Below are 24,853 nucleotides of genomic sequence, written 5' to 3' on the forward strand. Positions count from 1 at the left end.
GGCCCGTCAGTTGATCCCGGCGCCGGGCTCCCGCTTCAGGACCGGCAGGAGCGCCATGCCAACGCGCTCGGCCAGTTCCTTGCCGGCGCGCGCCCGGGCGTCCTCCACCGCGCTCTGCGAGGCGTAGAGCTGCGAATTGCGGTCATAGGGCACGGTGCTGAAGCGCGAACCCGCGCCGATGGTCTCATTGTCCGACAGGCGCACGATCGTGTAGTCCGCCTGCATGCGGTAGCTGGCGGCCGAGGGAATGCCGGACCCACTCTCCACCGAAGTGACGGAGTCGAGCGCCGTGATGCTGTAATTAACCTGGTAGCGCGCATCGCGCACCGGTTCCGAGCCGTTCAGGCGGAACAGAAGCGCGTTGCGAAATATCTGTTCCGTGCGCGAATTGGCCTCCCGCACAGCGACGCGGCCGCGCAGCTCGGACAGGAGCGGCGGCCCGGACACGTCCGGCGTCTGCGGCGTGCTGGTCTGCGGCGCATAGGCGGGCCCCGAAGTGCAGGCCGCCAGAAGCGTCAGCGCGGCGAGGCCGCCGGCAGCCAGACCTGCGCGTGCCATGCGCTTGGCATCAGTATACGACATTGACGATCCTTCCAGGTACCACGACGACCCGCTTGGGGCTTGCGCCCGCCAGCGTATCGCGCACCACATCCATTGCGAGTGCGGCCGCCTCGATGGACGCCGCATCGGCATCCTTGGCGATGCGCAGGTCACCGCGCTTCTTTCCATTCATCTGTACGGGCAGGACGATCTCGTCGTCCACCAGCAGTTCCGGCTCCGCCTCCGGCCAGCTCTGCGCCGCGACCAGACCCTCGAGCCCCATGACCTGCCAGCACTCTTCTGCCAGATGCGGCATCATGGGCGCAACCAGGCGTATCAGGATCGAGATGGCTTCCCGACCCGCGTTCCGCAGGGCGGCATCGGTGGAAAAACCGGGCTGCGAGAAGGCGGCCGACAGGCTGTTCACCAGTTCGTAGAGCCGCGCCACGGCCTTGTTGAAGGCGAGCCGCTCGATGTCGTCGCCCACGCCCGCAGCGGCGCGGTGCGCCGCGCGGCGGATGCCGAGCGCTGCCTGCGCATCACCGCCCTCGGCGCCACCGGCCGGCTCGGTCGCCAGCGCTTCCGCGGCCTCGTTGACCAGCCGCCAGAGGCGCTGGACGAAGCGGAAGGCGCCGTCCACGCCGGCTTCCGTCCAGATGACGTCGCGGTCGGGCGGGGAATCCGACAGCATGAACCAGCGCGCCGTATCTGCGCCGTAGGAGGCGATGATGTCGTCCGGGTCCACCACGTTCTTCTTGGACTTGGACATTTTCTCGATGGGGCCGATCTCCACCGGCTCGCCCGTCGACAGTCGGCGCGCGCGGCGCGTGCCGTCGACTTCCTCGATAGTGATATCGGACGGGGCGATCCACTCGCGGCCGTCGCGATAGGTTTCGTGGACGACCATGCCTTGCGTGAACAGGCCTTTGAATGGCTCCGTGACGTCCATATGCCCGCAGGCGCTCATTGCCCGCGCGAAGAAGCGCGAGTAGAGAAGATGCAGGATCGCATGCTCGACCCCGCCAATATACTGATCCACCGGCAGCCAGGCATCCGCAACGGCCGGCACGGTCGGCGTGGCGGCGCGGGGGGCTGTGAAGCGGGCGAAGTACCACGAGGAATCGACGAAGGTGTCCATCGTGTCGGTCTCGCGCAGGGCGGGGCCGCCGCAATGCGGACACGTCGTCTGCCGCCAGTGCGCATGCCGGTCCAGCGGATTGCCCGGCGTATCGAAGTCGATATCGTCGGGCAGGACCACCGGCAGGTTCTCGACCGCTTCCGGCACCACACCGCAGGCGTCGCAATGCAGGACCGGAATGGGGCAGCCCCAGTAACGTTGCCGGGAGATGCCCCAGTCGCGCAGGCGGAAATTCACCTTGCGTGTTGCCTGCGGTCGATTCCACAGCGTCTGCTGCTCCAGGCGCTGCGCAACGGCCTCGAAGCCTTCGTCCGGCGTCATGCCGTCCAGAAAGTCCGAATGGAACAGGCGCCCGTCGCCGGTAAAGGCCTCCGTGCCGATCGTGTAATTCGTCGCATCGGCGCCCTGCGGCAGCACGACGGGGCGTACCGGCAGATCGTAGGAACGGGCAAAGTCCAGATCCCGCTGGTCATGCGCGGGGCAGCCGAAGACGGCGCCAGTGCCGTAATCCATCAGCACGAAATTGGCGACATAAACCGGCACGGTCCAGTTCGGGTCCAGCGGATGGATCGCCCGTAGCCCGGTGTCGTAGCCGCGCTTCTCGGCGGTTTCGATGGATTCGGTGCTCGTGCCGCCGCGCTGGATGTCGGCGATAAAGCTGGCCAGGGCCGGGTCCGTCGCGCTGGCGGCGCGCGCCAGCGGATGATCCGCCGCAACCGCGATGAAGGACGCGCCAAAGAGCGTATCGGGCCGAGTGGTGAAGACCTCCACCTCCCGGCCGACGCCTTCGCCCGACATCTCCGCGACCGACAGGCGCTCATTGTCCTGAAGTCCCCAGCGCAGCATGAGGCCTTCCGAACGCCCGATCCAGTTCTTCTGCATGATGCGGACCTTGTCGGGCCAGCCCGGCAGCTCGTCCAGCGCGGCAAGGAGATCGTCCGCGTAGTCGGTGATGCGGAAGAACCATTGCGTCAGTTCACGCTGCTCGACGAGCGCGCCGGAGCGCCAGCCGCGGCCGTCGATGACCTGCTCGTTGGCCAGGACCGTCCGGTCCACCGGATCCCAATTCACCTTGCTCTTGCGGCGATAGGCGAGGCCGGCCTTCAAGAGGTCCAGGAACAGGATCTGCTGCTGGTGATAGTAATCGACATCGCAGGTCGCGAATTCGCGCGACCAGTCCAGAGACAGGCCCATGGACTTCAACTGTGCGCGCATGGCCGCAATATTGGCATAGGTCCATTCGCGCGGATGCACCTTGTTCTGCATGGCCGCGTTTTCAGCAGGCATGCCGAAGGCATCCCAGCCCATCGGATGCAGGACGTTGAAGCCCTTGGCGCGCTTGTAGCGTGCAACCACGTCGCCCATCGCATAATTGCGGACGTGGCCGATATGAATCCGCCCCGACGGATAGGGGAACATTTCCAGGACGTAGTATTTTTCCCCCGCGGCATCGTCTCTGGTCTCGAAAAGACCTGCCGAAGACCAGGCTTCTTGCCAACGCGGTTCGGCTGAGCGGGGGTTATAGCGTTCGATGGCCATGGTGGAGCGGCGTTCTTTCCAGCAATTCGATTGAGGCCCTGATGCTTCACCATGCCCACGCCGTGCCGTCAACACTGCGAACGCTTCAAGTCCGGTCCAATCTCGGCTATGGACGGGCCCCAACCTTCAGGCACGGTGACAGGATATGAGTGACGCGATCGCGCGGCTTTTGGATGTCAGGGCCAGGATCGCCGCCTGCGCGGCCGAGAGTGGCCGCGATGCCGGCGACGTTCGCCTAGTCGCCGTATCGAAGACCCATCCGATCGACGCGATCCGCCCGCTTCTGGAGGCCGGACACCGCATCTTCGGAGAGAACAGGGTCCAGGAGGCCGCAGCAAAGTTCCCGGCCTTGCGGGAAGACCATCCCGACCTCGAACTGCATCTGATCGGACCGTTGCAGTCGAACAAGGCCGGCGATGCCGTCGCTCTGTTCGACGTGATCGAGACCGTCGACCGCGAGAAGATCGCCCGCGAACTGGCCCGCGAGATGGAACGTCAGCAACGCAGGCTGCGCCTCTATGTCCAGGTCAATACGGGGGAGGAGCCGCAAAAGGCCGGCATCGCGCCGGGCGACGCCGTCGCCTTCGTGGAACGGTGCCGCAGCGTCCATGGCCTGGCGATCGAGGGCCTCATGTGCATTCCCCCGGCCGACGAAAATCCCGGCCCGCATTTCGCGCTGCTGCGCCAGCTTGCACGCGAATGCAGGGTCGAGCGCCTGTCCATGGGCATGTCGGGCGACTACGAGATCGCCGTCGCCTTCGGTGCGACGAGCGTGCGCGTGGGCAGCGCGATCTTCGGGCACCGGCCGGCGCTGCCGAGCGTTCCACGTGAAACAAGGCTGAGCCACGCCGTCGCCACCTTGCCAGCGCGCCCTATCTCCCTGCGCTGACACACGACACCCCGGAAGGCGGCGCCCTTGCTCACCCGTTCAAGCCATGCGGAACTTGCGCGCCGCACCGTGATCGTCACGGCGATCGTCCTGGCGATGCTGACGGCGCTCCTGACCCTGTATGCCGGTTCTTCGGCCATCTTCATCATTTTCGCCGCGCTGGTTCTGGCGGCGATATTCCACGGCTTTTCGGAAGCCTTCCGATACATCGGGCTGCCACGGCCGCTGGCCCTTCTCCTGTCCTATCTTCTCATCTTCGCGCTCTTTGCGGTGCCGATCGCCTGGGGCGGGGTTGCCCTGGTTCAGCAGTCGAGTGAACTCTTCTCGGCCGTTTCGACGCAGTTCGACCGCTTCGTCACTATGCTGCGCGACAGCGGGCTGCCGGTTCCGGAGGATGGCGATGCCGGTGGCCTTGCCGGCATGCTCCCCAATCCGGCCGGAGTCTTCACCAGTGCCGGCCAGGCGCTCTTCTCCGTCATGGGGGGCCTCGGCAACATCTTCATCATGCTCTTCCTGGCGATCTTCGTCTCCTGGCAACCGGGTCTTTACCGCCGCGGGATCGTCAGCCTGGTGCCCAAGGACAAGCGGACGCGGCTGGACGATGTCCTGCGCAAGACCGCACGGTCCCTGATGCTGTGGCTCGCCGGGGTCGGCATTTCCATGCTGATCGTCTTCGTCGTCTCATGGATCGGACTGTGGGCGATCGGCATGCCCTATGCGTTCCTCCTGGCGCTCCAGGCCGGGTTCCTCGCCTTCATACCCACCATCGGCCCCTTCATCGCCGGCGTCGTCATCGTGCTGGCCGCCTTCTCCGAAGGGCTGGACATGGCCCTCTGGGCGCTTGGCGTCTACCTTCTGATCCAGGGCGTGGAAAGCAATGTGGCCGAACCCATCGCCCAGCGCTTCACATCCTCCATCGCGCCCGCACTCATGGTCGGCGCACAGCTTCTGTTCGGCGTTCTGTTCGGGCTACTCGGCCTGATCCTCGTCGTGCCCATGCTGGCCGTGTTCCAGACCCTCGTGCATGAGCTCTATGTGAAGGATGTTCTGGGCGGTCCCGTCGAGGCACAGGACTGACGCCTGTCGCAAAACTGCTCCACGCCAAGTGCGCCGATTGCGCTTCCGGCAATTCCCATAGCCGCCCGGTGCCACTAGATTGGCGGGCAGGCGGGGCGCATGCTCCGTGGAAATTGTATTCGGGAGGAATGGAATGGAGTCCGCGGTCGTCGCCACGAAGGACGCATGGAAGAAGGATACGCTTCTCGACGCTGATCGGTACAAGGAGTGGTATGAGCGCAGCATCTCAGACCCGGATGGGTTCTGGGGCGAGCATGGCAAGCGGATCGACTGGATCAAACCCTATACGCGGGTGAAGGACACCTCCTTCGCGCCGGGCAATGTCTCGATCCGGTGGTTCGAGGACGGGACATTGAACGTTTCGGCCAACTGCATCGACCGCCACCTTGCCACGCGCGGCGACCAGACCGCCATTCTGTGGGAAGGGGACGATCCTTCCGAGTCGCGGGCGATCTCCTACCGCGAACTTCATGACCATGTCTGCCGCATGGCGAATGTCCTCAAGGCGCGCGGCGTGGGCAAGGGCGACCGCGTGACCATCTACATGCCGATGATCCCGGAGGCCGCCTATGCCATGCTGGCCTGCGCCCGCATCGGCGCCGTGCATTCCGTCGTCTTCGGCGGCTTTTCCCCGGATGCACTGGCGGGCCGGATCGAGGGCGCGGGATCGCGCGTGCTGATCACGGCCGACGAGGGCCTGCGCGGCGGACGGCGCATTCCGCTCAAGGCCAATGCCGACCGGGCCGTCGAGATTGCCGCCGGTGCTGGCCAGACGGTGGATACGGTGCTCGTCGTGCGCCGGACGGGCGCCGATGTCGGTACCGTCGAAGGACGCGACGTCTGGTGGCATGATGCGCGCGAGACGGTCAGCGCCGACTGCCCCCCGGAAGAGATGGCGGCGGAAGATCCGCTCTTCATCCTGTACACCTCCGGCTCGACCGGAAAGCCGAAGGGCGTCCTGCACACATCCGGCGGTTACCTCGTCTATGCGTCGATGACGCATCGCTACGTCTTCGACTATCGCGACGGAGAGGTCTTCTGGTGCACGGCCGATGTCGGCTGGGTGACGGGGCACAGCTACATCGTCTACGGGCCGCTCGCCAACGGGGCGACCACGCTGATGTTCGAAGGCGTGCCCAGCTATCCGGACGTGTCGCGGTTCTGGAAGGTCATCGACAAGCATCAGGTGAACATCTTCTACACGGCGCCGACGGCGCTGCGCGCGCTGATGGGCGCCGGCGATGCACCGGTTCAGTCCGCCTCGCGCAGGTCCATCCGACTGCTCGGCTCGGTGGGCGAGCCGATCAACCCGGAAGCCTGGATGTGGTACTACCGCGTCGTGGGCGAGGAGCGCTGCCCCGTGGTGGATACCTGGTGGCAGACCGAGACGGGCGGCATCCTGATCACGCCCTTGCCCGGCGCCATGCCGCTCAAGCCCGGCTCGGCCGCACGGCCCTTCTTCGGCGTCCAGCCGCAGATCGTCGACAATGAGGGCACGGTCATGGAGGGGGCGGTGGACGGCAATCTGTGCATCGTCGATTCATGGCCCGGCCAGATGCGCACCGTCTACGGCGATCACGAGCGGTTCGAGCAGACCTACTTCTCCACCTATGCCAATAAATACTTCACGGGCGACGGCGTGCGGCGCGATGCGGACGGCTATTACTGGATCACCGGCCGCGTCGACGACGTCATCAACGTCTCGGGCCACCGGATGGGCACGGCGGAGGTGGAATCCTCTCTGGTGGCGCATCCCAAAGTGTCGGAAGCGGCGGTGGTCGGCTATCCGCACGATGTGAAGGGGCAAGGGATCTACTGCTATGTCACGCTGATGGAGGGCGTCGAGCCGACCGACGCGCTGCGCAAGGAACTGGTGCAGCATGTGCGCGCCGATATCGGGGCCATCGCCTCGCCGGACAAGGTGCAGTTCGCCCCCGGCCTGCCGAAGACCCGTTCGGGCAAGATCATGCGCCGGATCCTGCGCAAGATCGCCGAGGACGATTTCGGCGCCCTGGGGGACACGTCCACACTGGCCGATCCCGGCGTCGTCGATGACCTCATCGACAACCGGCAGAACCGCAAGGGCTGACCGCCGTCAGGCGCTGCCGGGAGCGACACATGAAATAGGGCCGCCGAGCGATGCTCGGCGGCCCTTTTCATGTCAGATCCGCTTTCGCGCTCTTAATGCGCGCCGGTGTCGGGCGCCGGGTCTTCCTTCTTGCGACCGGCGCCCCCGAAGGTGCGCATCACGAAGACGAAGAAGATCGGCACGAAGAGCACGGCCAGGACGGTGGCCGAGATCATGCCGCCGATCACCGCCGTGCCGATGGCGTTCTGGCTGGCGGCGCTGGCGCCCGTCGCGATGGCCATGGGAATGACGCCCATGGTGAAGGCGAGGGAGGTCATCAGGATCGGGCGGAACCGCAGATGCGCGGCCTCGACCGTGGCTTCCAGGAGATCCTTGCCCTCGGCGCGCAGGTCCTTGGCGAACTCCACGATCAGGATCGCGTTCTTGGCCGACAGGCCGATGATCGTGATGATGCCCACCGTGAAGTAGACGTCGTTGTCGAGGCCACGCAGCAGCACGGCCACCACGCAGCCGATGATGCCGAGCGGCACGACCAGCATGACCGAGAAGGGGATCGACCAGCTTTCATACAGAGCCGCCAGGCACAGGAAGACGAAGAGCATCGCCATGCCGATCAGGATCGGCGCCTGCGATCCGGACTGGATTTCCTGCAGCGACTGCCCGGTCCATTCGAAGGCGAAGCCCTCCGGCAGGTCCCCGGCCAGACGCTCCATCTCGGTGATGGCCGCGCCGCTGGAATAGCCCGGGGCGGCCGAGCCGGAAATGCGGACCGACGGATAGCCGTTATAGCCGACGAGCTGCGAGGTCCCCACCGTCCAGCCGACCGTGGCGACGGCCGACAGGGGCACCATGCCACCCTGCGCGTTGCGCACGTTGAGGGCCAGGATGTCCTCCACCCGCATGCGGGACCGCTCGTCCGCCTGCACGATGACGCGCTGCATGCGGCCATTGTTCGGGAAGTCGTTGATGTAGCTCGAACCAAGGCTGGTCGAGATGGTCTGGTTGATATCGGCGAAGGTGATGCCGAAGGTGTTCGCCTTTTCGCGATCGATGTTGATTTCCACCTGCGGCCCGTCCGGAAGGCCGTCGAAGCGCACATCGGCCAGAATGGGGCTTTGTGCGGCCGCACCCAGGATCTGGTCGCGCGCGGCTGCCAGGGCGGCGGCATCCTGCCCGCCGCGGTCCTGCAGGCGGAACTCGAAGCCGCCCGCATTGCCGAGGCCCTGGATGGGCGGTGGCGACAAGGCGAAGGCGATGGCATCGCGGAACTGCAGAAGGCGCATGGTGAAGGCGCCGCTGAGCTCGCCCGCGCTCTGGCCGGGACCGGTCCGCTCGGACCAGTCCTTCAACGTGATGAAGGCGAGCGCGGCGTTCTGGCCCGTTCCGGAGAAGGAGAAGCCCTGGATGGTGATCATCTTGTCCACCGCAGGGTTCTGAAGGATGAACTCCTCGCTGGCGCGCGTCACTTCACGCATGCGGTTCGACGTGGCGCCGGACGGGCCCTGGAAGCTGGCGATCAGGAAGCCCTGATCCTCCTGCGGCAGGAAGGCGCTCGGGATCTGAACGTAGAAGTAGCCGAGGCCTGCGAGGAGCGCGATGTAGACGAGCATGAGCCGCCCCGCCTTGCGCGTGGTGCGCCGGACGATGCCGCTATAGCCGTGCGAGGTCTTGTCGAAGCCACGGTTGAACCAGCCGAAGACCCCGCCCTTGGACTCATGATGGCCGGCCTTGACCGGCTTCAGGAAGCTGGCGCAGAGGGCAGGCGTGAGCGACAGGGCCAGGAGCGCCGAGAACAGGATCGACGTGACCATGGTGAGCGAGAACTGGCGGTAGATGACACCCACCGAGCCGGGGAAGAAGGCCAGCGGCACGAAGACCGAGACCAGCACCAGCGTGATGCCGATGATGGCGCCGGAAATCTGCGACATGGCCTTGCGGGTGGCCTCCCGCGGGGGAAGCCCTTCCTCGGACATGATGCGTTCGACGTTTTCCACCACCACGATGGCGTCATCGACCAGAATGCCGATGGCGAGCACCATGGCGAACATGGTCAGAACGTTGATGGAGAAGCCCGCCGCCAGCATCACCGCCAGCGTTCCGGCCAGCGCGACAGGCACCACGAGTGTCGGGATGATCGTGTAGCGGAAGTTCTGCAAGAAGATGAACATCACGACGAAGACGAGCACGATGGCTTCGATCAGCGTGTGGACCACCTTCTCGATCGACGCCTCCACGAAGGGGGACGTATCGTACGGTATGTCGTAGGTGACGCCTTCCGGGAACAGCGGCGCGAGCCGCTCCATGACGGCACGCACGCCTTCGGCGGCCGCCAGGGCATTGCCCGTGGGCGAAAGCTGCACGCCGACGGCGGCGCTGGGCTGACCGTTCAGGAAGGTCGTGAAGCCGTAGCTTTCGGCGTCGATCTCCACATCCGCCACATCGCGCAGGCGCACCAGCGAGCCGTCCGCATTGGACCGCAGGACGATGGCGCCGAACTCTTCCGGCGTCGTCAGCTGGCCGCGCACCAGGATGGTGGCCGTGGTCTGCTGGCTGACCGGATTGGGCTGCGCGCCGATGGAGCCGGCCGCGACCTGCGCATTCTGCGACTGGATGGCGCTGGTGACATCGGAGACGGCGAGATTCAGGCCGATCAGCTTGTCCGGATCCAGCCAGATACGCATGGCCCGCTCGGATGCGAAGAGCTGCGCGCGGCCGATGCCGGGGACGCGGCGGATCTCGTTCAGCACGTTGCGGCTCAGATAGTCGCCGAGCCCGACGGCATCGAGGTCCGACTGCTCGTCGGCGATGAGCGACACGACCATCAGGAAGCTCGATCCGGCTTCCTCCACCTGCAGGCCCTGCTGCATGACGACGCTGGGCAGCGAGGCCTCGACGCGCTTGATGCGGTTCTGCGTGTCGACGACGGCCTGGGCGATGTTCGTGCCGGATTCGAAGGTCACGGTGATCTCGACCCGGCCGCTCGCATCACTGGTCGACTCGAAGTAAATCAGGCCCGGAACGCCGTTCAGCTCCTCCTCGATAGGCTTGGTGACCTGCAGGTACAGATCTTCCGGCGAGGCACCGGGATAGTTGGTCGAGATGGTGAGCTGGGGTGGCGCGACATTCGGGTACTGCGCGATCGGGAGGCTCGGAATCGAGATCACGCCGGCAAGCACGATGAAGATCGCGACCACCCATGCAAAGATCGGGCGGTCGATGAAGAAACGAGGCATCTGGGTTACCGGTCCTTATTCCGCCGTCTGGCCGGCGGGTGCATCACCCGCCTGTGCCGGTGCATTGCCTTGCGGCGTGGCATCGCCACCGCTCGGCGTGGCGTTCGCATCGGCGGGGGCGGCATCGGCCGCTCCCGCGCCCGGTGCTGCCGCGGCGTTCCCCTGGTCGGCACCTGCCGCACCGTCCTGCGGCGCATCGGCGGCAGGGGCTGCGGTCGGGTCCGTCCAGGCGACTGGCTCCACCGTCGCGCCGGGGCCGGTCTTCTGGAATCCGTCGACCACGACGCGCTCGCCGGGCTCCAGGCCCTGCGCCACGATGGCCCGGTTGCCGACCGTGCGGGCGATGGTCACCGCGCGCAGCATGATCTTGTTGTCGCCATCCAGGACATAGAGCTGCGAACGGCCGGCCGTATCGCGCTGGACGGCCTGGCTCGGAACGGCGATGGCCGCCTGGTCGATGCCCTGCTCCACCGCCACGCGAACATACATGCCGGGCAGAAGATTGCCGTCCGTGTTGGGGAACTCGCTGCGCAGCGTCACCTGGCCGCTGGTCGGATCGACCGTCGCCTCAGAGAAGAGAAGCCGTCCCGGTTCGCCATACGGGGTTCCGTCATCGAGCATCAGGCTGACCTTGGCGACATCCGGCTCGACCTGCTCCAGCTCGCCATTGGCGAGCGCCTGGCGCAGGCGGATCAGCTCGGTCACCGGCTGCTGGACGTCGGCATAGACGGGATCGAGCTGCTGGATCGTGGCCAGGGCCTCGGTGCTGCTCAAGCTGACCAGCGCACCTTCGGTCACCAGCGCGCGGCCGATGCGGCCGGCGATCGGCGCACGGACGGTCGTGTAGTCGAGATTGATTTCCGCCCCGCGCTGCGACGCGCGGGCGGAGGCAAGGTCCGCTTCCGCCTGCTTCAGCGCCGCCACGGCCGTATCGAAGGTGGCCTGGCTCGTGGTGCGGGTGGAAACGAGCTGCTGGGCCCGTTCCGCGTCCTGGCGCGCCCGCAGGAGCGAGGCCTCGGCGCGCATGACGGAGGCACGGGCCGCCTCGACCTCGACCTCGTAGGTCGCACGGTCGATCTCGAAGAGCGGCTGACCTTCCTCGACGTCGGACCCCTGCTCGAAGACGCGCCGCACGATGATGCCGTTGACGCGCGGCCGCACTTCGGCGATCCGGGTCGGCGCGATGCGGCCCGGCAGATCGGAAACGACAGGCAGCGCTTCGCGCTGCGTCGTGACGATGCCCACCTGGGCCGGCGGCCGCTGCGGGGCTTGCCCTGCCTGCTCTTCGCCTCGGCACGCCGCCAGAAGCAGCATCGACGCCAGGATCGGCAGTGCAAGGTACTGAGAGCTACGCATAGAGATGCCTTTGATGTCGCGGTCGCGCCGCATCTGTGCATGGGGCGGCGGGACTCCGCGCACCGGTATCCCACATTGCGGTGCGACATAGATACATGTGTGCATGTATGTTCGCAACCCTTGCCGGCATGTATTTTGCGCGCATGCCGCGGTGCCGGGGCTGCAGCTCGATATCGATCGCACAACCGTGGATCGCAGAATGCGGTATAAACCGCCGCTCGGCAAGCGGCCCGGTTGCCGGCATACCGAAGCCGCGCCATCTTGACTGCAGACGTCAAAGCGGGAGCGGTCTATGAGCGATATCGAAACAAAGGAAGCGCTGGATCGGGACATTGTGCGGCTGGAGGCAAGCCTGCGCGAGCTCAGCGAACAGGCTGCCGCAGCGTCCGGTGCCGCCAACGAGGAGGCCATCGCCACAAGGATCGAGGAAGAGCAAGCACGTCTGGACGACCTGCGTTCGCGTCGCAAGGCGCTCGATCGCGCGTGACACCTGCGCCTTCAAGCCATCTTTGTAGGGGTGTTTCCCCTTCATTTCACGGTGGAAACGCACGCGCAAAGTCCGATGGACCCGATCTGCATCGGGTTTCATGGAAAATTCGCGATCATGGGAAGTGGCTGGGGGACCTGGATTCGAACCAAGACTAACGGAGTCAGAGTCCGCTGTTCTACCCTTAAACTATCCCCCAGCAGGGGTGCCGGAACGGGCCGACGGGCGCCTCTATAACAATGGTTCGATGCGGTTGCAAAGGGAAAATGCTGTGCGCCGGCAGATAAGCGCGCTGCCTTTGCGCCGCACAAATGACGCCCCCCGTCTTGTTGGCGATGTTGCATAGCGGTAGAAAGAGCAATCGGCCCGATCCGCTCCGGCCCATCCGGTTTTTCGCAAGGTTCCGCATGCTTCCCACCATCGATCCGGCGGTCGCGCCCGCGGTCGCACCCGGCACAGATGCGGCACGTGGCTTCGGCCGTGCAGGTTACGCACTGGCCGCCTTGTCCGTCGCTTCCTTCTCGATCGGCGTCGGCGAGTTCGGCATCATGGGCCTGTTGCCGGGCGTCGCGCAGGATCTGGGCGTCGATATTCCCAAGGCCGGGCTGCTCGTCACGGGCTATGCGCTGGGCGTGGTCTTCGGCGGGCCGTTCCTGGCGGCGCTGACCTCCCGCATGGAGCGGCGCCGGTTGCTGCTCTGGATGATCGCGATCTTCGTGATCGGCAATACGGCCTGCGCGCTGGCGCCCGATTATGGGCTCCTCATGGCCGCACGCGTCTTTACGGCGCTCGCGCATGCGACCTTCTTCGGCATCGGCGCGGTGCTGGCCGCCGATATTGCGCCGCCCGGGCGGCAGACGCAGGCCATCTCGCTCATGTTCGTGGGCATGACGCTCGCCAATGTGATGGGCGTCCCGCTCGGCACCTTCATCGGGCAGGCCTTCGGCTGGCGCGCGACCTTCTGGGCCGTCACCGGACTGACGCTCATCGCCGCCGCGGCGCTCTATGCCTTCGTTCCGCGCAGCTATCCGCTGGCCGGCATCAGCTTCCGGCAGGAAGTCCGCGCGCTGACGCGGGGCGAGGTGCTTCTGGCGATGCTTCTCAGCGTCCTGTCGTCGATCGCCTTCTTTTCAGTCTTCACCTATATCGCGCCCATGCTGGAAGGGGTCACCGGCATGGCGCCTCAGTCGATCCCTTACGTCCTCCTCGTCTTCGGCGTCGGCCTGACCATCGGCAACGTGGCAGGTGGGCGGCTGGCCGACTGGAAGATGATGCCCTCCATCGTCGCACTCTTTGCTGCGCTTGTCCTCGTCATGGCGGTTCTCTACCCGGCCATGCCGCATATGATGGCGATGGTGCCGGTCATGTTCCTGTGGGGCATCGTCGTCTTCGGCCTAGTGGCGCCGATCCAGATGCGCATCGTCTCCAAGGCCGTCGGCGCCCGCAACCTCGCCTCGACCTTCAACCAGAGCGCCTTCAACCTCGGCAATGCGATCGGGGCCTGGTTCGGCGGGGCCATGATCACCATCGGCTTCGATTACCGCGAATTGCCGCTTGGGGCCTGTCTGGTCGCGGCCCTGGCCTTGGCTGTTGCCGCCTACAGCATGCTGCGCGATCGGCGCGCGGCGGCAGGTGCCTGAAACGCAAAAGGCCGGCACGGGGCCGGCCTTTGACTTTCGCCTCTTCCGAAAAGGGTAATGCGCTTACCCGGCCTGGAGCGGCGAGATGGCGATCTCCACCCGGCGGTTCTGCGCGCGGCCCTGTTCGGTAGAGTTGGAGGCCACCGGGTTCGACATGCCGAAGCCGCGAATGTTCAGGCGGTTGCCGGCCACGCCCTGTGTCTGCAGGAACTGGCCGACGCTGGCGGCGCGGCGCTGCGACAGGGCGAAGTTGTAGCCTTCCGAGCCCACATTGTCCGTGAAGCCCGACACGTCCACGATGGTCTGGTTGTACTTGTTCAGGACGATCGCGACCGAGGTGAGCGTGTTGTAGAACTCGGACCGTACCTGATCCTGATCGGTCGCGAAGGTGATGTTGGACGGCATGTTCAGGATGATCCTGTCGCCCTGCCGCGTGACCGACACGCCGGTCCCCTGGAGCTGGGCGCGCAGGTCCGCTTCCTGGCGGTCCATGTAGACACCGATACCGCCGCCCGTCAGTGCGCCGACGCCCGCCCCGATCAGTGCCGCGCGGCCACGATCGACGCCTGCGATCTCACCCACCAGAAGGCCGCCGAGCGCGCCGACGCCCGCGCCAATGCCGGTTCCGGCGGCCGTGCGGGAAACCTGCGACTCGTTCGTATAGGGGTTGGTGGTGGTGCAGCCGCTCAGTATGGCCAGGGAGGCGAAGGCGGCGATGGTCTTTTTCATGGGGAGCATCTCGTCAGGTGGACATGGGGCAAACTGTTCCGGATATGCTTCATATCGCGGGAACGGATGCGAGGCCAGCCACCTGGAAGGGGGAGGGGCGGGCCATGTCGTTTCCGGCACGGCCCAACCCCTTTGTGTCAGGCTGCCTGACGCTCGGTCAGGAGCTTGCGGTTGACCAGGAGCTCGGCGATCTGCACCGCGTTCAGCGCCGCGCCCTTGCGCAGATTGTCCGCCACAACCCAAAGGTTCAGGCCGTTGTCGAGCGTCTGGTCCTCGCGGATGCGGGAGATGTAGGTGGCATCCTCGCCCGCGGAATCGAGCGGCGTGACGTAGCCGCCATCCTCTTGCTTGTCGATGACCAGGCAGCCCGGCGCTTCGCGCAGGATGGCCCGGGCCTCGTCGGCCGTGATCGGCTTCTCGAACTCGATGTTGACGGCTTCGGAATGGCCGATGAAGACGGGCACCCGCACGGCCGTGCAGGTTACCTTGATCTTCGGGTCCAGCATCTTCTTGGTTTCCGCCATCACCTTCCACTCTTCCTTGGTGGAGCCGTCTTCCATGAAGACGTCGATATGCGGAATGACGTTGAAGGCGATGCGCTTGGTGAACTTCTTGGCCGTGATGGGATCGGCCACGAAGACGGCGCGGCTCTGCTCGAAGAGCTCGTCCATGCCTTCCTTACCCGCGCCGGAAACCGACTGGTAGGTCGACACGACGACCCGGCGGATCGTGGCGTGATCGTGCAGCGGCTTCAATGCCACGACGAGCTGCGCAGTCGAGCAGTTCGGGTTGGCGATGATGTTGCGCTTGCTGAAGCCGGAGATGGCGTCGGCGTTCACTTCCGGCACGATGAGCGGAACGTCCTGGTCGTAGCGGAAGGCCGACGAGTTATCGATGACAACGCAACCCTGGGCCGCGATTCGCGGCGCCCATTCCTTGGCGATCGAGCCGCCGGCGGACATCAGGGCAATGTCGGTATCGGAAAAGTCGTAGAGGTCGAGCGCGCGGACCTTGAGCGTGGTGTCACCATAGGTGACATCGCGGCCCTGGCTGCGCCGCGACGCGAGCGCCACGACCTCGTCCGCCGGGAAGCCGCGCTCGTGCAGGATGTTGAGCATCTCCCGGCCGACATTCCCCGTCGCACCGATGACAGCTACCTTGTACCCCATCTAGATTTCGTCCCTTGCTCCCCGCCAACCGTCGTCGAACGCCTCCAACCCCGTCCCGGGGGAGTGCGGGACGAAGGCCTTAGCTAATCGCGGTTTTAATCATGGAGCGCGCAAACATGCGGCCGATATGCGCCGAAGCCCGGCGCTTGTCAATCGGCTCGCATGTGGGGAAGCAGCGGGCCCCGCAGGGCCCAAGAATAACTGTCAGGCGCGTGCGGAACGCTGTTCGTTTCTCTGATTCTGCTGGCTGCGCTCGGCACCCAGTAACTTCTTTGCGATCCAGCCGACGACGACGGCCTTGATGATCGAGCGGATCATGGGACAAACTCCTTGCGAATGAATAATCTTGTCGGATCAACGCATCGCCCGGACTATCGTTCCCGTGTGGGAGCTTCGCGTCCTCAAGCTTTGGCGTGTTCTCGGCGCCCGTTTGCCACTTTTCATTTGTCACAACTCGTATAGCCTCACCTTCGCACACGTGCATGTGTTGATGACCGCACAAAGAATGGCGGCACGGGGAGGGGAATACGTGGCGAACATACGCAACGGCGACGCATCGGTCAGTGGAACGAGCATGACGCGCGAAGAGCGGAAGGTGATCATCGCCTCCTCTCTGGGCACCGTCTTCGAATGGTACGACTTCTATTTGTACGGATCGCTCGCCGCGATCATCGCGGCGCAGTTCTTCGCCGGCGTCAATCCGACGGCCGGCTTCATCTTCGCGCTCCTGGCCTTTGCGGCGGGCTTTGCCGTCCGCCCCTTCGGTGCCCTCGTCTTCGGGCGCCTGGGCGACATGGTCGGGCGCAAATACACATTCCTGATCACCATCGTCATCATGGGCCTGTCGACCTTCCTGGTCGGCCTTTTGCCCAACTATGCCGCCATCGGCGTCGCCGCACCGGTGATCCTGATCGTGCTGCGCCTTCTGCAGGGTCTTGCGCTCGGCGGCGAGTATGGCGGCGCGGTCGTCTACGTGGCGGAGCATGCGCCCAATGGGCGTCGCGGCTTCTTCACCGCCTGGATCCAGACCACGGCCACGATGGGCCTTTTCCTGTCCCTCATCATCATCCTCGGCACGCGGACCGTGCTGGGCGAGGCGGAATTCGCAGATTGGGGCTGGCGCATTCCGTTCCTGATCTCGATCTTCCTTCTGGCGATCTCGGTCTGGATCCGCACCAAGCTGAACGAAAGCCCGATCTTCCAGAAGATGAAGGCCGAGGGCAAGACGTCCAAGAGCCCGCTGCGGGATTCCTTCGCCAAATGGCCGAACCTGAAGATCGTGCTCCTGGCCCTGTTCGGCCTGACGGCCGGACAGGCGGTGGTATGGTACACCGGACAGTTCTATGCGCTCTTCTTCCTGACGCAGACGCTCAAGGTGGACGGGCCGACCGCCAACATCATGATGGCGATCGCCCTGCTCCTGGCCACGCCCTTCTTCCTGATCTTCGGCGCGCTCTCGGACCGGATCGGCCGCAAGGCCGTCATCATGGCCGGGTTGATCCTGGCGGTGGTGACACTGTTCCCCGCCTTCCAGATGATGACGCAGTTCGCCAATCCGCGCCTGGCTGCGGCACAGGCTTCCGCACCGGTCACCGTCACGGCGGATCCGGCCACCTGTTCCTTCCAGTTCAACCCGGTCGGAACCAGCACCTTCACCAGCTCCTGCGATATCGCCAAGGCCTTCCTAGCGCGCAATGCGGTGAACTACGACAATATCGAAGCGCCCGCCGGCACGGTGGCCTCCGTCGCGGTGGGCGCAACGGTGATCCCGAGCTTCGAGGGAACGGGCCTGTCGGCCGAGGATCGCAAGGCCCAGACGGACGCCTTCGGCGCCGCTGCGACGGAAGCGATCCGCGCCGCCGGCTACCCGGCCGCGGCCGATCCGAACGAGATCAACTACGTGGCCACCACGGCCATCCTGTTCTTCCTCGTTCTTCTGGTGACGATGGTTTACGGGCCGATCGCCGCCTATCTGGTCGAGCTGTTCCCGACGCGCATCCGCTACACCTCCATGTCGCTGCCCTACCACATCGGCAATGGCTGGTTCGGCGGCTTCCTGCCGACGACCTCCTTTGCCATCGTGGCCGCGACCGGCAACATTTACTCCGGCCTGTGGTACCCGGTGGTGATCGCCGCCATGTCCTTCGTGATCGGCATGCTGTTCCTGCGCGATACGCGGCACAGGGATATCCACGCGCTGGACTGAGCGGCGCTGCCCTGCAGCACCCCAACGAAGGCCCCGTCGCAGGACGGGGCCTTTGCATTTGGGCTCGTCCCTACAGGATGGCCGGCAGGTCGAGCCCCTGTTCGCGCGCGCAGTCGAGGGCGATGTCGTAGCCGGCATCGGCATGGCGCATCACGCCGGTGGCGGGATCGTTCCACAGGACGCGTTCGATACGCCGGGCCGCGTCCGCGCTGCCGTCGCAGCAGATGACCATTCCCGAATGCTGCGAGTAGCCCATTCCCACGCCCCCGCCATGGTGAAGACTCACCCATGTCGCCCCCGATGCCGTGTTCAGAAGGGCGTTGAGAAGCGGCCAGTCGGACACGGCGTCCGACCCGTCCCGCATGGCTTCGGTTTCCCGGTTGGGCGAGGCGACGGAGCCGGAATCCAGGTGATCGCGGCCGATCACCACCGGCGCCTTCAATTCGCCCCGGGCGACCATCTCGTTGAAGGCGAGGCCGAGACGATGCCGGTCCCCGAGGCCGACCCAGCAGATCCGGGCCGGCAGGCCCTGGAAGGCGATGCGCTCGCGCGCCATGTCGAGCCAGCGGTGCAGGGCTGCGTTGTCGGGCAAAAGTTCCTTCACCTTGGCGTCCGTGCGGTGAATGTCCTGCGGGTCGCCCGACAGGGCGGCCCAGCGGAACGGGCCGATCCCACGGCAGAAGAGCGGCCGGATATAGGCCGGCACGAAGCCGGGGAAGGCGAAGGCGTCCGCAAGGCCCTCGTCCAGCGCCACCTGCCGGATATTGTTGCCATAGTCGACCGTTGGCACCCCGGCTTTGTGGAAGGCGAGCATCGCCTCCACATGGGTGCGCATGGAGGCGCGCGCCGCCTGCTCAACAGCCTTCGGATCGCTTTCGCGCCGCGCCTTCCATTCCGCCACGCTCCAGCCGATCGGCAGATAGCCGTTGACCGGATCATGGGCGGAGGTCTGGTCGGTGACGAGATCGGGCCGGATGCCGCGCCGGACCATCTCCGGCAGGATCTCCGCAGCATTGCCGAGAAGGCCGACCGATTTTGCCTCGCCCGCCCGCGTCCACTGCGCGATCATCTCCAGCGCTTCGTCGAGCGTCTGCGCCGCGTGGTCGAGATAGCGGGTGCGCAGCCGGAAGGCGATCGAGTCCGGGTTGCAGTCGATGGCGAGGCACGATGCCCCCGCCATCACGGCGGCCAGCGGCTGCGCGCCGCCCATGCCGCCGAGCCCCGCCGTCAGGATCCACCGGCCGGTCAGATCCCCGCCATAATGCTGGCGCCCGGCCTCCATGAAGGTCTCGAACGTCCCCTGCACGATGCCTTGCGTGCCGATATAGATCCAGGAACCGGCCGTCATCTGGCCGTACATGGCCAGGCCCTTGCGGTCGAGCTCGTTGAAATGGTCCCAGGTCGCCCAGTGCGGAACGAGGTTGGAGTTGGCGATCAGGACCCGCGGTGCGTCCGCATGGGTGCGAAAGACGCCCACCGGCTTGCCGCTCTGGACGAGCAGCGTCTCGTCGTCCCCGAGCCGCCGCAGTGTCGTGACGATGCGGTCGAAATCGTCCCAGCTGCGCGCGGCCCGGCCGATCCCGCCATAGACGACAAGCTCGTCCGGGTTCTCGGCCACGTCCGGATCGAGATTGTTCATCAGCATGCGGAGCGGCGCCTCGGTCAGCCAGCTCCGGGCGGTCAGCTCCGTGCCGTGCGGCGCCCGCACGATACGGCTGTTGCTTGCGCGATCCCTGATCGTCATGCGGCACCTCCAGCAAGGGTCGGCGCGAGCGCCGAGAAACGGTTCAGAAGCTTCGCCAGCACGGCGCGCAGCGGCGCGGCGCGGGTGGCATCATAGGCAAAGGGGGGTGTTTCGCTTACCAGATGGGTGCTCTGGGCCAGCTCCATCTGGAAGGCATGGACGCCCTCTTCCGGCCGTCCGTAATGGCGTGTCGTCCAGCCACCCCGGAAGCGCCCGTTCAGCACATGGCTCAAGCCCGCCGCTTCGGAGGCGATGTGCAGAGCCGCCTTCTCCAGCGCAGGCGCCAGCGTCCGTCCCCCATCCGTGCCGAGATTGATGTCCGGCAGCACGCCATCGAAGAGATGCGGGATGGCCGAGCGGATGGAATGGCAGTCATACAGGATGGCGATGCCATGCGCCGCCCGCACGCGCTCGATCTCCTGCGCCAGCGCGGCGTGGTAGGGCGCGTGGAAACGCCGGGTCCGCTCCCGGCATTCCGCCGCATCCGGCTCCGCCCCCTCGCGCCAGATCGCAACCCCGTCGAAATTGGTCCGCGGCACGAGGTCGGTCGTGTTGCGGCCGGGATAGAGGCTTTGGCCGCTCGGATCGCGATTGGCGTCCACGACATAGCGGTGGAAGGTCGCCTGCACCACGCTCGCACCCGGCAGAAGCCCGTCATACAGCCGGTCGAGATGCCAGTCCGTATCGCGCAGGATGCGGCCTTCGGCGTTCAGCCTGGCGTGGATCGCGTCGGGCAGGTGGGTTCCCGTATGCGGAAAGGCCAGGATGACCGGCAGATCGCCCCGCTCGACGAGGACGGGCGTCACGCCGCGCTCTCCAGCTCCGGCAAAAGGCCGGGCTCGACGGCGCGCGTCAGGCTGCCATCCGCCACGAGCCGGGTCGCCCGGGCGATGTCCTCGGCCATGTAGCGGTCCTCGTCGAGTGTCGGAACCTTTGCCCGGATCGTTTCCAGGACGCGCTGCAATTGCGGGCTGGTGCGCAGGGGCGCGCGCAGTTCCACCCCTTGGGCGGCCGTCATGGCTTCGATGCCGATGATGCCGGCCAGATTGGCCGTCATGGCCTGCAGGCGCCGGGCGCCGTGGCAGGCCATGGAGACATGGTCCTCCTGGTTGGCGGAGGTCGGCGTCGAATCCACCGAGGCCGGATAGGCCATCTGCTTGTTTTCCGACATCAGCGCCGCGGACGTCACCTCGGCGATCATCATCCCCGAGTTCAACCCGGGATTGCGCGCCAGGAAGGCCGGCAGGCCGAAGGACAGGGCCGGATCGACGAGAAGTGCGATGCGGCGCTGGGCGATAGCGCCGACCTCGCAGACCGCCAGGGCGATCTGGTCGGCAGCCAGCGCGACGGGCTCGGCATGGAAGTTGCCGCCGGACAGGACCTGCCCGTCGGACAGGATGAGCGGGTTGTCGGTCACCGCATTGGCTTCGATCCGCAAGGTGCGGCCGGCCTGCCGCAGAAGGTCGAGACAGGCGCCATCCACCTGCGGCTGGCAGCGGATGCAATAGGGGTCCTGCACGCGTTCGTCGCCTTCCAGATGGCTTTCCCGGATCGGCGAGGCTTCCAGAAGGCCGCGCAGGGCGCGCGCGGCATCGATCTGCCCCGCATGGCCGCGCAGGCTGTGGATCTCTGCGTGGAAGGGGGCGGAGGAGCCCATGGCCGCATCGGTCGACAGGGCACCGGTGACGAGGGCGGCCGAGGATGCCTGGTGGGCGCGGAACAGGCCGGACAGGGCGAGGGCTGTCGAGACCTGCGTCCCGTTGATCAGCGCCAGGCCTTCCTTGGCCGCCAGGGAGACGGGCTCGAGCCCCGCCTGGGAGAGGGCCTTGCCGGCCGGCTGCACCACCCCCTGGTAACGCACCGTCCCGGCGCCGATCATGGCGCTGGCCATATGCGCCAGGGGTGCCAGATCGCCGGAGGCGCCGACCGATCCCTGGCCGGGGATGACGGGCGTGATGCCGGCGGCCAGCATGTCTTCGATCAGGCTGATGATGACCGGCCGCACGCCGGAGGCACCCCGCCCGAGCGATATGAGCTTCATGGCCATGATCAGCCGGACGACGTCATCGGGCAGCGGATCGCCGACGCCGCAGCAATGGGACAGGATCAGGTTGCGCTGCAGGGTCGCGACATCGGCCGGGGCGATGCGCACGCTGGCGAGCTTCCCGAATCCCGTATTGATCCCGTAGACGGCACGGTCGCCGCCGGCAATCTCGGCGATCCGGCGGGCGCCGGCCTCCACGGCGGGGCGGGTGGCAGGATCGAGCGTCACGGGCCCTGCGCCGGAATGGATGGCCTCCAGCGTGGACAGCGTGACAGCGCCCGGCGTCAGCACGATTGTCATGGTCGATGCCCCAATATGGTTTCGTGGTGCGGGTTGAAGCCGATGCGATAGGCCAGTTCCGCCGGGTGAGAGACCGAGAAGACGGCCAGTTCCGCCCGCTTGCCGGGCTCCAGCGTGCCGATCGTGTCGGCGAGGCCGAGCGCCCGGGCGGCATGGCGGGTCACGCCCGCCAGCGCCTCCTCCGGCGTCAGGCGGAACAGGGTCGCGCCCATGTTCATGGCCAGCAGCAGCGAGCTCATCGGCGAGGTGCCGGGGTTGCAGTCCGTCGCGAGCGCCATGGGTACGCCGGCGTCCCGCAAGGCGGCGACCGGGGGCGCCTTCGTCTCGCGCAGGGCGTAGTAGGCGCCGGGCAGGAGCACGGCCACCGTGCCCGATCGCGCCATGGCCGCCACCCCGTCCGCATCCAGATGTTCCAGATGGTCGGCCGACAGCGCGCCCCGCCGCGCGGCCATCGCCGCCCCGTTCAGGTTGGAAAGTTGCTCGGCATGGAGCTTGATCGGAAGGCCCAGCGCTTGTGCCGCATCGAAGACGCGCTCGACCTCGGCCACGGAAAAGGCGATGCCTTCGCAGAAGGCGTCGACCGCGTCGATCAGCCCCTCGGCCGCGCCATGCTCCATGCCGGGCAGCACGACCTGCGACAGATAGGCATCCGCCCGGCCGCGATATTCCGGCGGGACGCTGTGGGCCGCCAGATAGCTCGTCCGCACGCGGATGCCGGCCTCCCGGCCCAGCCGGCGCGCCGCCCGCAGCATGGTGAGTTCGCTCGAAACGCTCAGGCCGTAGCCGGACTTGATCTCTACCGTCGCCACGCCCTCCCGGCGCAGGGCGTCCAGCCGCGGCCGCGCGGCGGCCACCAGCGCGTCCTCGTGCAGGGCGCGTGTCGCCGCCACGGTGGCGGCGATGCCGCCGCCGGCCCGGGCGATCTCTTCGTAGCTGTGCCCCGTCAGCCGCATTTCGAACTCACGCGCGCGGTCCCCGCCGAAGACGAGATGCGTGTGGCAGTCGATCAGCGCCGGGGTGACGAGACGCCCCTGAAGGCTGCGCGCCGGGACCGCGCTCCACCGCTCCGGCAGGCCCGCCCGCGGCCCGGCATAGGCGATCAGGCCGTCTTCGATCACGACCGCGCCATCTGGAACGAGGCCGTAGGGCCGGTCCCCCGCCATCGTACACAGCGTCATGTCGGTGAGGAGTCGTGGGTCCATCGGCCGGCGATCCCATGGCTGAAGCTTGTCCGGGAACGCTATTATGTATAGACATAAGAAGTCAATCAGGTGCCTTCGCGGCACTGCACGGGGGCCGAGCCGATGCTGATACGCGCCGATACGATGTTGACGCCGCAGGGCTGGCGAGATGACGCCATCGTCGTGATCGGCGCCGATGGGCGCATTGCCGGCGTCGAGGACGCGGCCGGGCGCCGGGGGGACATGAACGTCCCCGTTCTCCTGCCGGCGCTGTCGAACCTGCACAGTCACAGCTTCCAGCGCGCCATGGCCGGGCTGACCGAATGGCGGGGCCCGACAGGGCGCGACAGTTTCTGGACCTGGCGCAGCCTGATGTATCGTTTTCTCGACGTGTTGACGCCGGACGACATCGAAGCCATCGCCGCCTTCGCCTTCATGGAAATGCTGGAGAGCGGCTTTGGTGCGGTTGCCGAATTCCATTACCTGCACCGCGCAGCCGGAGCTGTCGCCTATGACGATCCGGCCGAGCTGAGCGTGCGCATCGCGGCCGCGGCTGCGACCAGCGGGATCGGGCTGACGCTGCTGCCCGTCCTCTACCAGACGGGCGGCCTCGACGGCCGTGCCCTCGCGGGCGGCCAGCAGCGCTTCTACAACGATCTCGATGGTTTCGCCCGGCTGATGGACGGCGCCCGCCAGGCCCTTGCCGCCCTGCCGGGCGATACGATGCTCGGCGTCGCCCCGCATTCGTTGCGGGCCGTGCCGGCCGGCAGCCTGTCGGAGCTCCTGGCGCTCAATCCGACCGGGCCGTTCCACATTCATGCCGGCGAGCAGGAGGTGGAGGTGGCCGAGGTTCTGGAGGCGACGGGCCTGCGCCCGATCCAGCTTCTCCTCGAGCGGTACGGAGTGGATGAGCGCTGGTGCGTGATCCATGCCACGCATATGGACGCGGCGGAGACGCGTGGCCTTGCCGCCAGCGGCGCCGTTGCGGGCCTGTGCCCGGTGACGGAAGCCAATCTGGGCGACGGGATCTTCAACGCCGTCGATTACGGTTCCGCCGGCGGGCGGCTCGGCATAGGATCGGACTCCAACATCCGCATCGCGACCGGAGAGGAATTGCGCCAGCTCGAATATTCCCAGCGTCTCCGGCACCGCGAGCGGGCCGTTCTGGCGCGCCCCGGCGGCTCGGTCGCCCGCCATCTTTACGACGCGGCGCTGGCCGGCGGCGCGCAGGCGCTCGCCCGAAACAGCGGCGCCGTCGACACCGGCCGCTGGGCCGATCTCGTTGCGCTGGATCCGGCCCGCTTTTCCGGCCGGGCAGAGGGGGATGGCCTTCTCGATGGCTTCGTCTTTACGGGCGATAGCCGCGCCGTGACGCATGTGTGGAGTGCCGGCCGCCATGTCGTCGCCGATGGCGCGCACAAAGGCCGGGCCGAGATCGCGGCGCGCTACCGGACGGTCTGCGCGCGCCTCGACCGGCTGGCCTGAACCGGCC

Annotated in this window: 17 protein-coding genes and 1 tRNA gene; 7 read left to right on the forward strand and 11 right to left on the reverse strand. The window is 66.6% G+C overall.

The window, feature by feature from the left end:
* Positions 1 to 6: 6 nt before the first annotated feature.
* Both lptE and leuS read right to left on the reverse strand, forming a co-directional pair.
* Positions 7 to 582, reverse strand: a complete 576-nt coding sequence (gene lptE / locus AUL30_RS04000; protein ID WP_192843006.1) for an LPS assembly lipoprotein LptE — start codon at positions 580 to 582, stop codon at positions 7 to 9.
* Positions 569 to 3,217 (reverse strand): leucine--tRNA ligase, encoded by a 2,649-nt coding sequence (gene leuS, locus AUL30_RS04005; protein WP_062226581.1) that lies wholly within the window; start codon positions 3,215 to 3,217, stop codon positions 569 to 571. Before leuS ends, lptE begins: the two co-directional genes overlap by 14 nt.
* A gap of 145 nt (positions 3,218 to 3,362) precedes the next feature.
* Here leuS and AUL30_RS04010 point away from each other — a divergent pair, with 145 nt between their 5' ends.
* The 3 genes from AUL30_RS04010 to acs all read left to right on the forward strand — a co-directional run bounded on the left by AUL30_RS04010 (position 3,363) and on the right by acs (position 7,272).
* Positions 3,363 to 4,106 (forward strand): YggS family pyridoxal phosphate-dependent enzyme, encoded by a 744-nt coding sequence (locus AUL30_RS04010; protein ID WP_083507660.1) that lies wholly within the window; start codon positions 3,363 to 3,365, stop codon positions 4,104 to 4,106.
* A 27-nt stretch (positions 4,107 to 4,133) separates the two neighbouring features.
* Positions 4,134 to 5,183 (forward strand): AI-2E family transporter, encoded by a 1,050-nt coding sequence (locus AUL30_RS04015; protein ID WP_062226582.1) that lies wholly within the window; start codon positions 4,134 to 4,136, stop codon positions 5,181 to 5,183.
* Positions 5,184 to 5,316: 133 nt separating this feature from the next.
* Positions 5,317 to 7,272, forward strand: a complete 1,956-nt coding sequence (gene acs, locus AUL30_RS04020; RefSeq protein ID WP_062226583.1) for an acetate--CoA ligase — start codon at positions 5,317 to 5,319, stop codon at positions 7,270 to 7,272.
* 92 nt (positions 7,273 to 7,364) lie between these two features.
* Here the strand turns inward: acs and AUL30_RS04025 are convergent, their stop codons facing one another.
* Positions 7,365 to 10,505, reverse strand: coding sequence for an efflux RND transporter permease subunit (locus AUL30_RS04025; protein ID WP_062226584.1), 3,141 nt, complete (start codon positions 10,503 to 10,505; stop codon positions 7,365 to 7,367).
* Positions 10,506 to 10,520: 15 nt separating this feature from the next.
* Positions 10,521 to 11,861, reverse strand: coding sequence for an efflux RND transporter periplasmic adaptor subunit (locus AUL30_RS04030; protein WP_083507679.1), 1,341 nt, complete (start codon positions 11,859 to 11,861; stop codon positions 10,521 to 10,523).
* Between the two features lie 292 nt (positions 11,862 to 12,153).
* Here AUL30_RS04030 and AUL30_RS04035 point away from each other — a divergent pair, with 292 nt between their 5' ends.
* Positions 12,154 to 12,348, forward strand: coding sequence for a hypothetical protein (locus AUL30_RS04035; RefSeq protein WP_062226585.1), 195 nt, complete (start codon positions 12,154 to 12,156; stop codon positions 12,346 to 12,348).
* Between the two features lie 125 nt (positions 12,349 to 12,473).
* Here AUL30_RS04035 and AUL30_RS04040 read toward each other — a convergent pair.
* Positions 12,474 to 12,547: transfer RNA gene (locus AUL30_RS04040), tRNA-Gln, on the reverse strand.
* Between the two features lie 208 nt (positions 12,548 to 12,755).
* Here AUL30_RS04040 and AUL30_RS04045 point away from each other — a divergent pair.
* Positions 12,756 to 13,988, forward strand: coding sequence for an MFS transporter (locus tag AUL30_RS04045; RefSeq protein ID WP_083507661.1), 1,233 nt, complete (start codon positions 12,756 to 12,758; stop codon positions 13,986 to 13,988).
* A 63-nt stretch (positions 13,989 to 14,051) separates the two neighbouring features.
* Here the strand turns inward: AUL30_RS04045 and AUL30_RS04050 are convergent, their stop codons facing one another.
* Both AUL30_RS04050 and AUL30_RS04055 read right to left on the reverse strand, forming a co-directional pair.
* Positions 14,052 to 14,717 (reverse strand): OmpA family protein, encoded by a 666-nt coding sequence (locus AUL30_RS04050; protein WP_062226823.1) that lies wholly within the window; start codon positions 14,715 to 14,717, stop codon positions 14,052 to 14,054.
* 137 nt (positions 14,718 to 14,854) lie between these two features.
* Positions 14,855 to 15,886 carry an aspartate-semialdehyde dehydrogenase gene (locus tag AUL30_RS04055; RefSeq protein ID WP_062226586.1) on the reverse strand — a complete coding sequence of 344 codons (1,032 nt, stop codon included), beginning with the start codon at positions 15,884 to 15,886 and terminating at the stop codon, positions 14,855 to 14,857.
* A gap of 574 nt (positions 15,887 to 16,460) precedes the next feature.
* Between AUL30_RS04055 and AUL30_RS04060 the strand changes: the two genes are divergently transcribed.
* A complete protein-coding gene (locus tag AUL30_RS04060; RefSeq protein ID WP_062226587.1) occupies positions 16,461 to 18,092 on the forward strand; it encodes an MFS transporter in 1,632 nt (543 codons plus the stop codon).
* A gap of 70 nt (positions 18,093 to 18,162) precedes the next feature.
* Here AUL30_RS04060 and hutU read toward each other — a convergent pair whose 3' ends face one another.
* Genes hutU through hutI form a run of 4 tightly spaced genes read right to left on the reverse strand, consistent with a single transcriptional unit; the run spans position 18,163 to position 23,382 of the window.
* Positions 18,163 to 19,836 (reverse strand): urocanate hydratase, encoded by a 1,674-nt coding sequence (gene hutU / locus AUL30_RS04065; protein ID WP_062226588.1) that lies wholly within the window; start codon positions 19,834 to 19,836, stop codon positions 18,163 to 18,165.
* Positions 19,833 to 20,642 (reverse strand): N-formylglutamate deformylase, encoded by an 810-nt coding sequence (hutG, locus tag AUL30_RS04070; protein ID WP_062226589.1) that lies wholly within the window; start codon positions 20,640 to 20,642, stop codon positions 19,833 to 19,835. The genes hutU and hutG overlap by 4 nt, the downstream gene beginning before the upstream one ends.
* Complete coding sequence (hutH, locus tag AUL30_RS04075) at positions 20,639 to 22,180, reverse strand: histidine ammonia-lyase (protein ID WP_062226590.1); 1,542 nt, start codon at positions 22,178 to 22,180, stop codon at positions 20,639 to 20,641. Before hutH ends, hutG begins: the two co-directional genes overlap by 4 nt.
* Positions 22,177 to 23,382 carry an imidazolonepropionase gene (gene hutI, locus AUL30_RS04080; protein ID WP_062226591.1) on the reverse strand — a complete coding sequence of 402 codons (1,206 nt, stop codon included), beginning with the start codon at positions 23,380 to 23,382 and terminating at the stop codon, positions 22,177 to 22,179. Before hutI ends, hutH begins: the two co-directional genes overlap by 4 nt.
* Positions 23,383 to 23,484: 102 nt before the next feature.
* On the opposite strand from hutI, the gene AUL30_RS04085 reads away from it, so the two are divergent.
* Positions 23,485 to 24,846, forward strand: coding sequence for a formimidoylglutamate deiminase (locus tag AUL30_RS04085; RefSeq protein ID WP_062226592.1), 1,362 nt, complete (start codon positions 23,485 to 23,487; stop codon positions 24,844 to 24,846).
* Positions 24,847 to 24,853: the final 7 nt, after the last annotated feature.

Source organism: Aureimonas frigidaquae, assembly GCF_001463905.1.
Lineage (GTDB): Bacteria > Pseudomonadota > Alphaproteobacteria > Rhizobiales > Rhizobiaceae > Aureimonas > Aureimonas frigidaquae.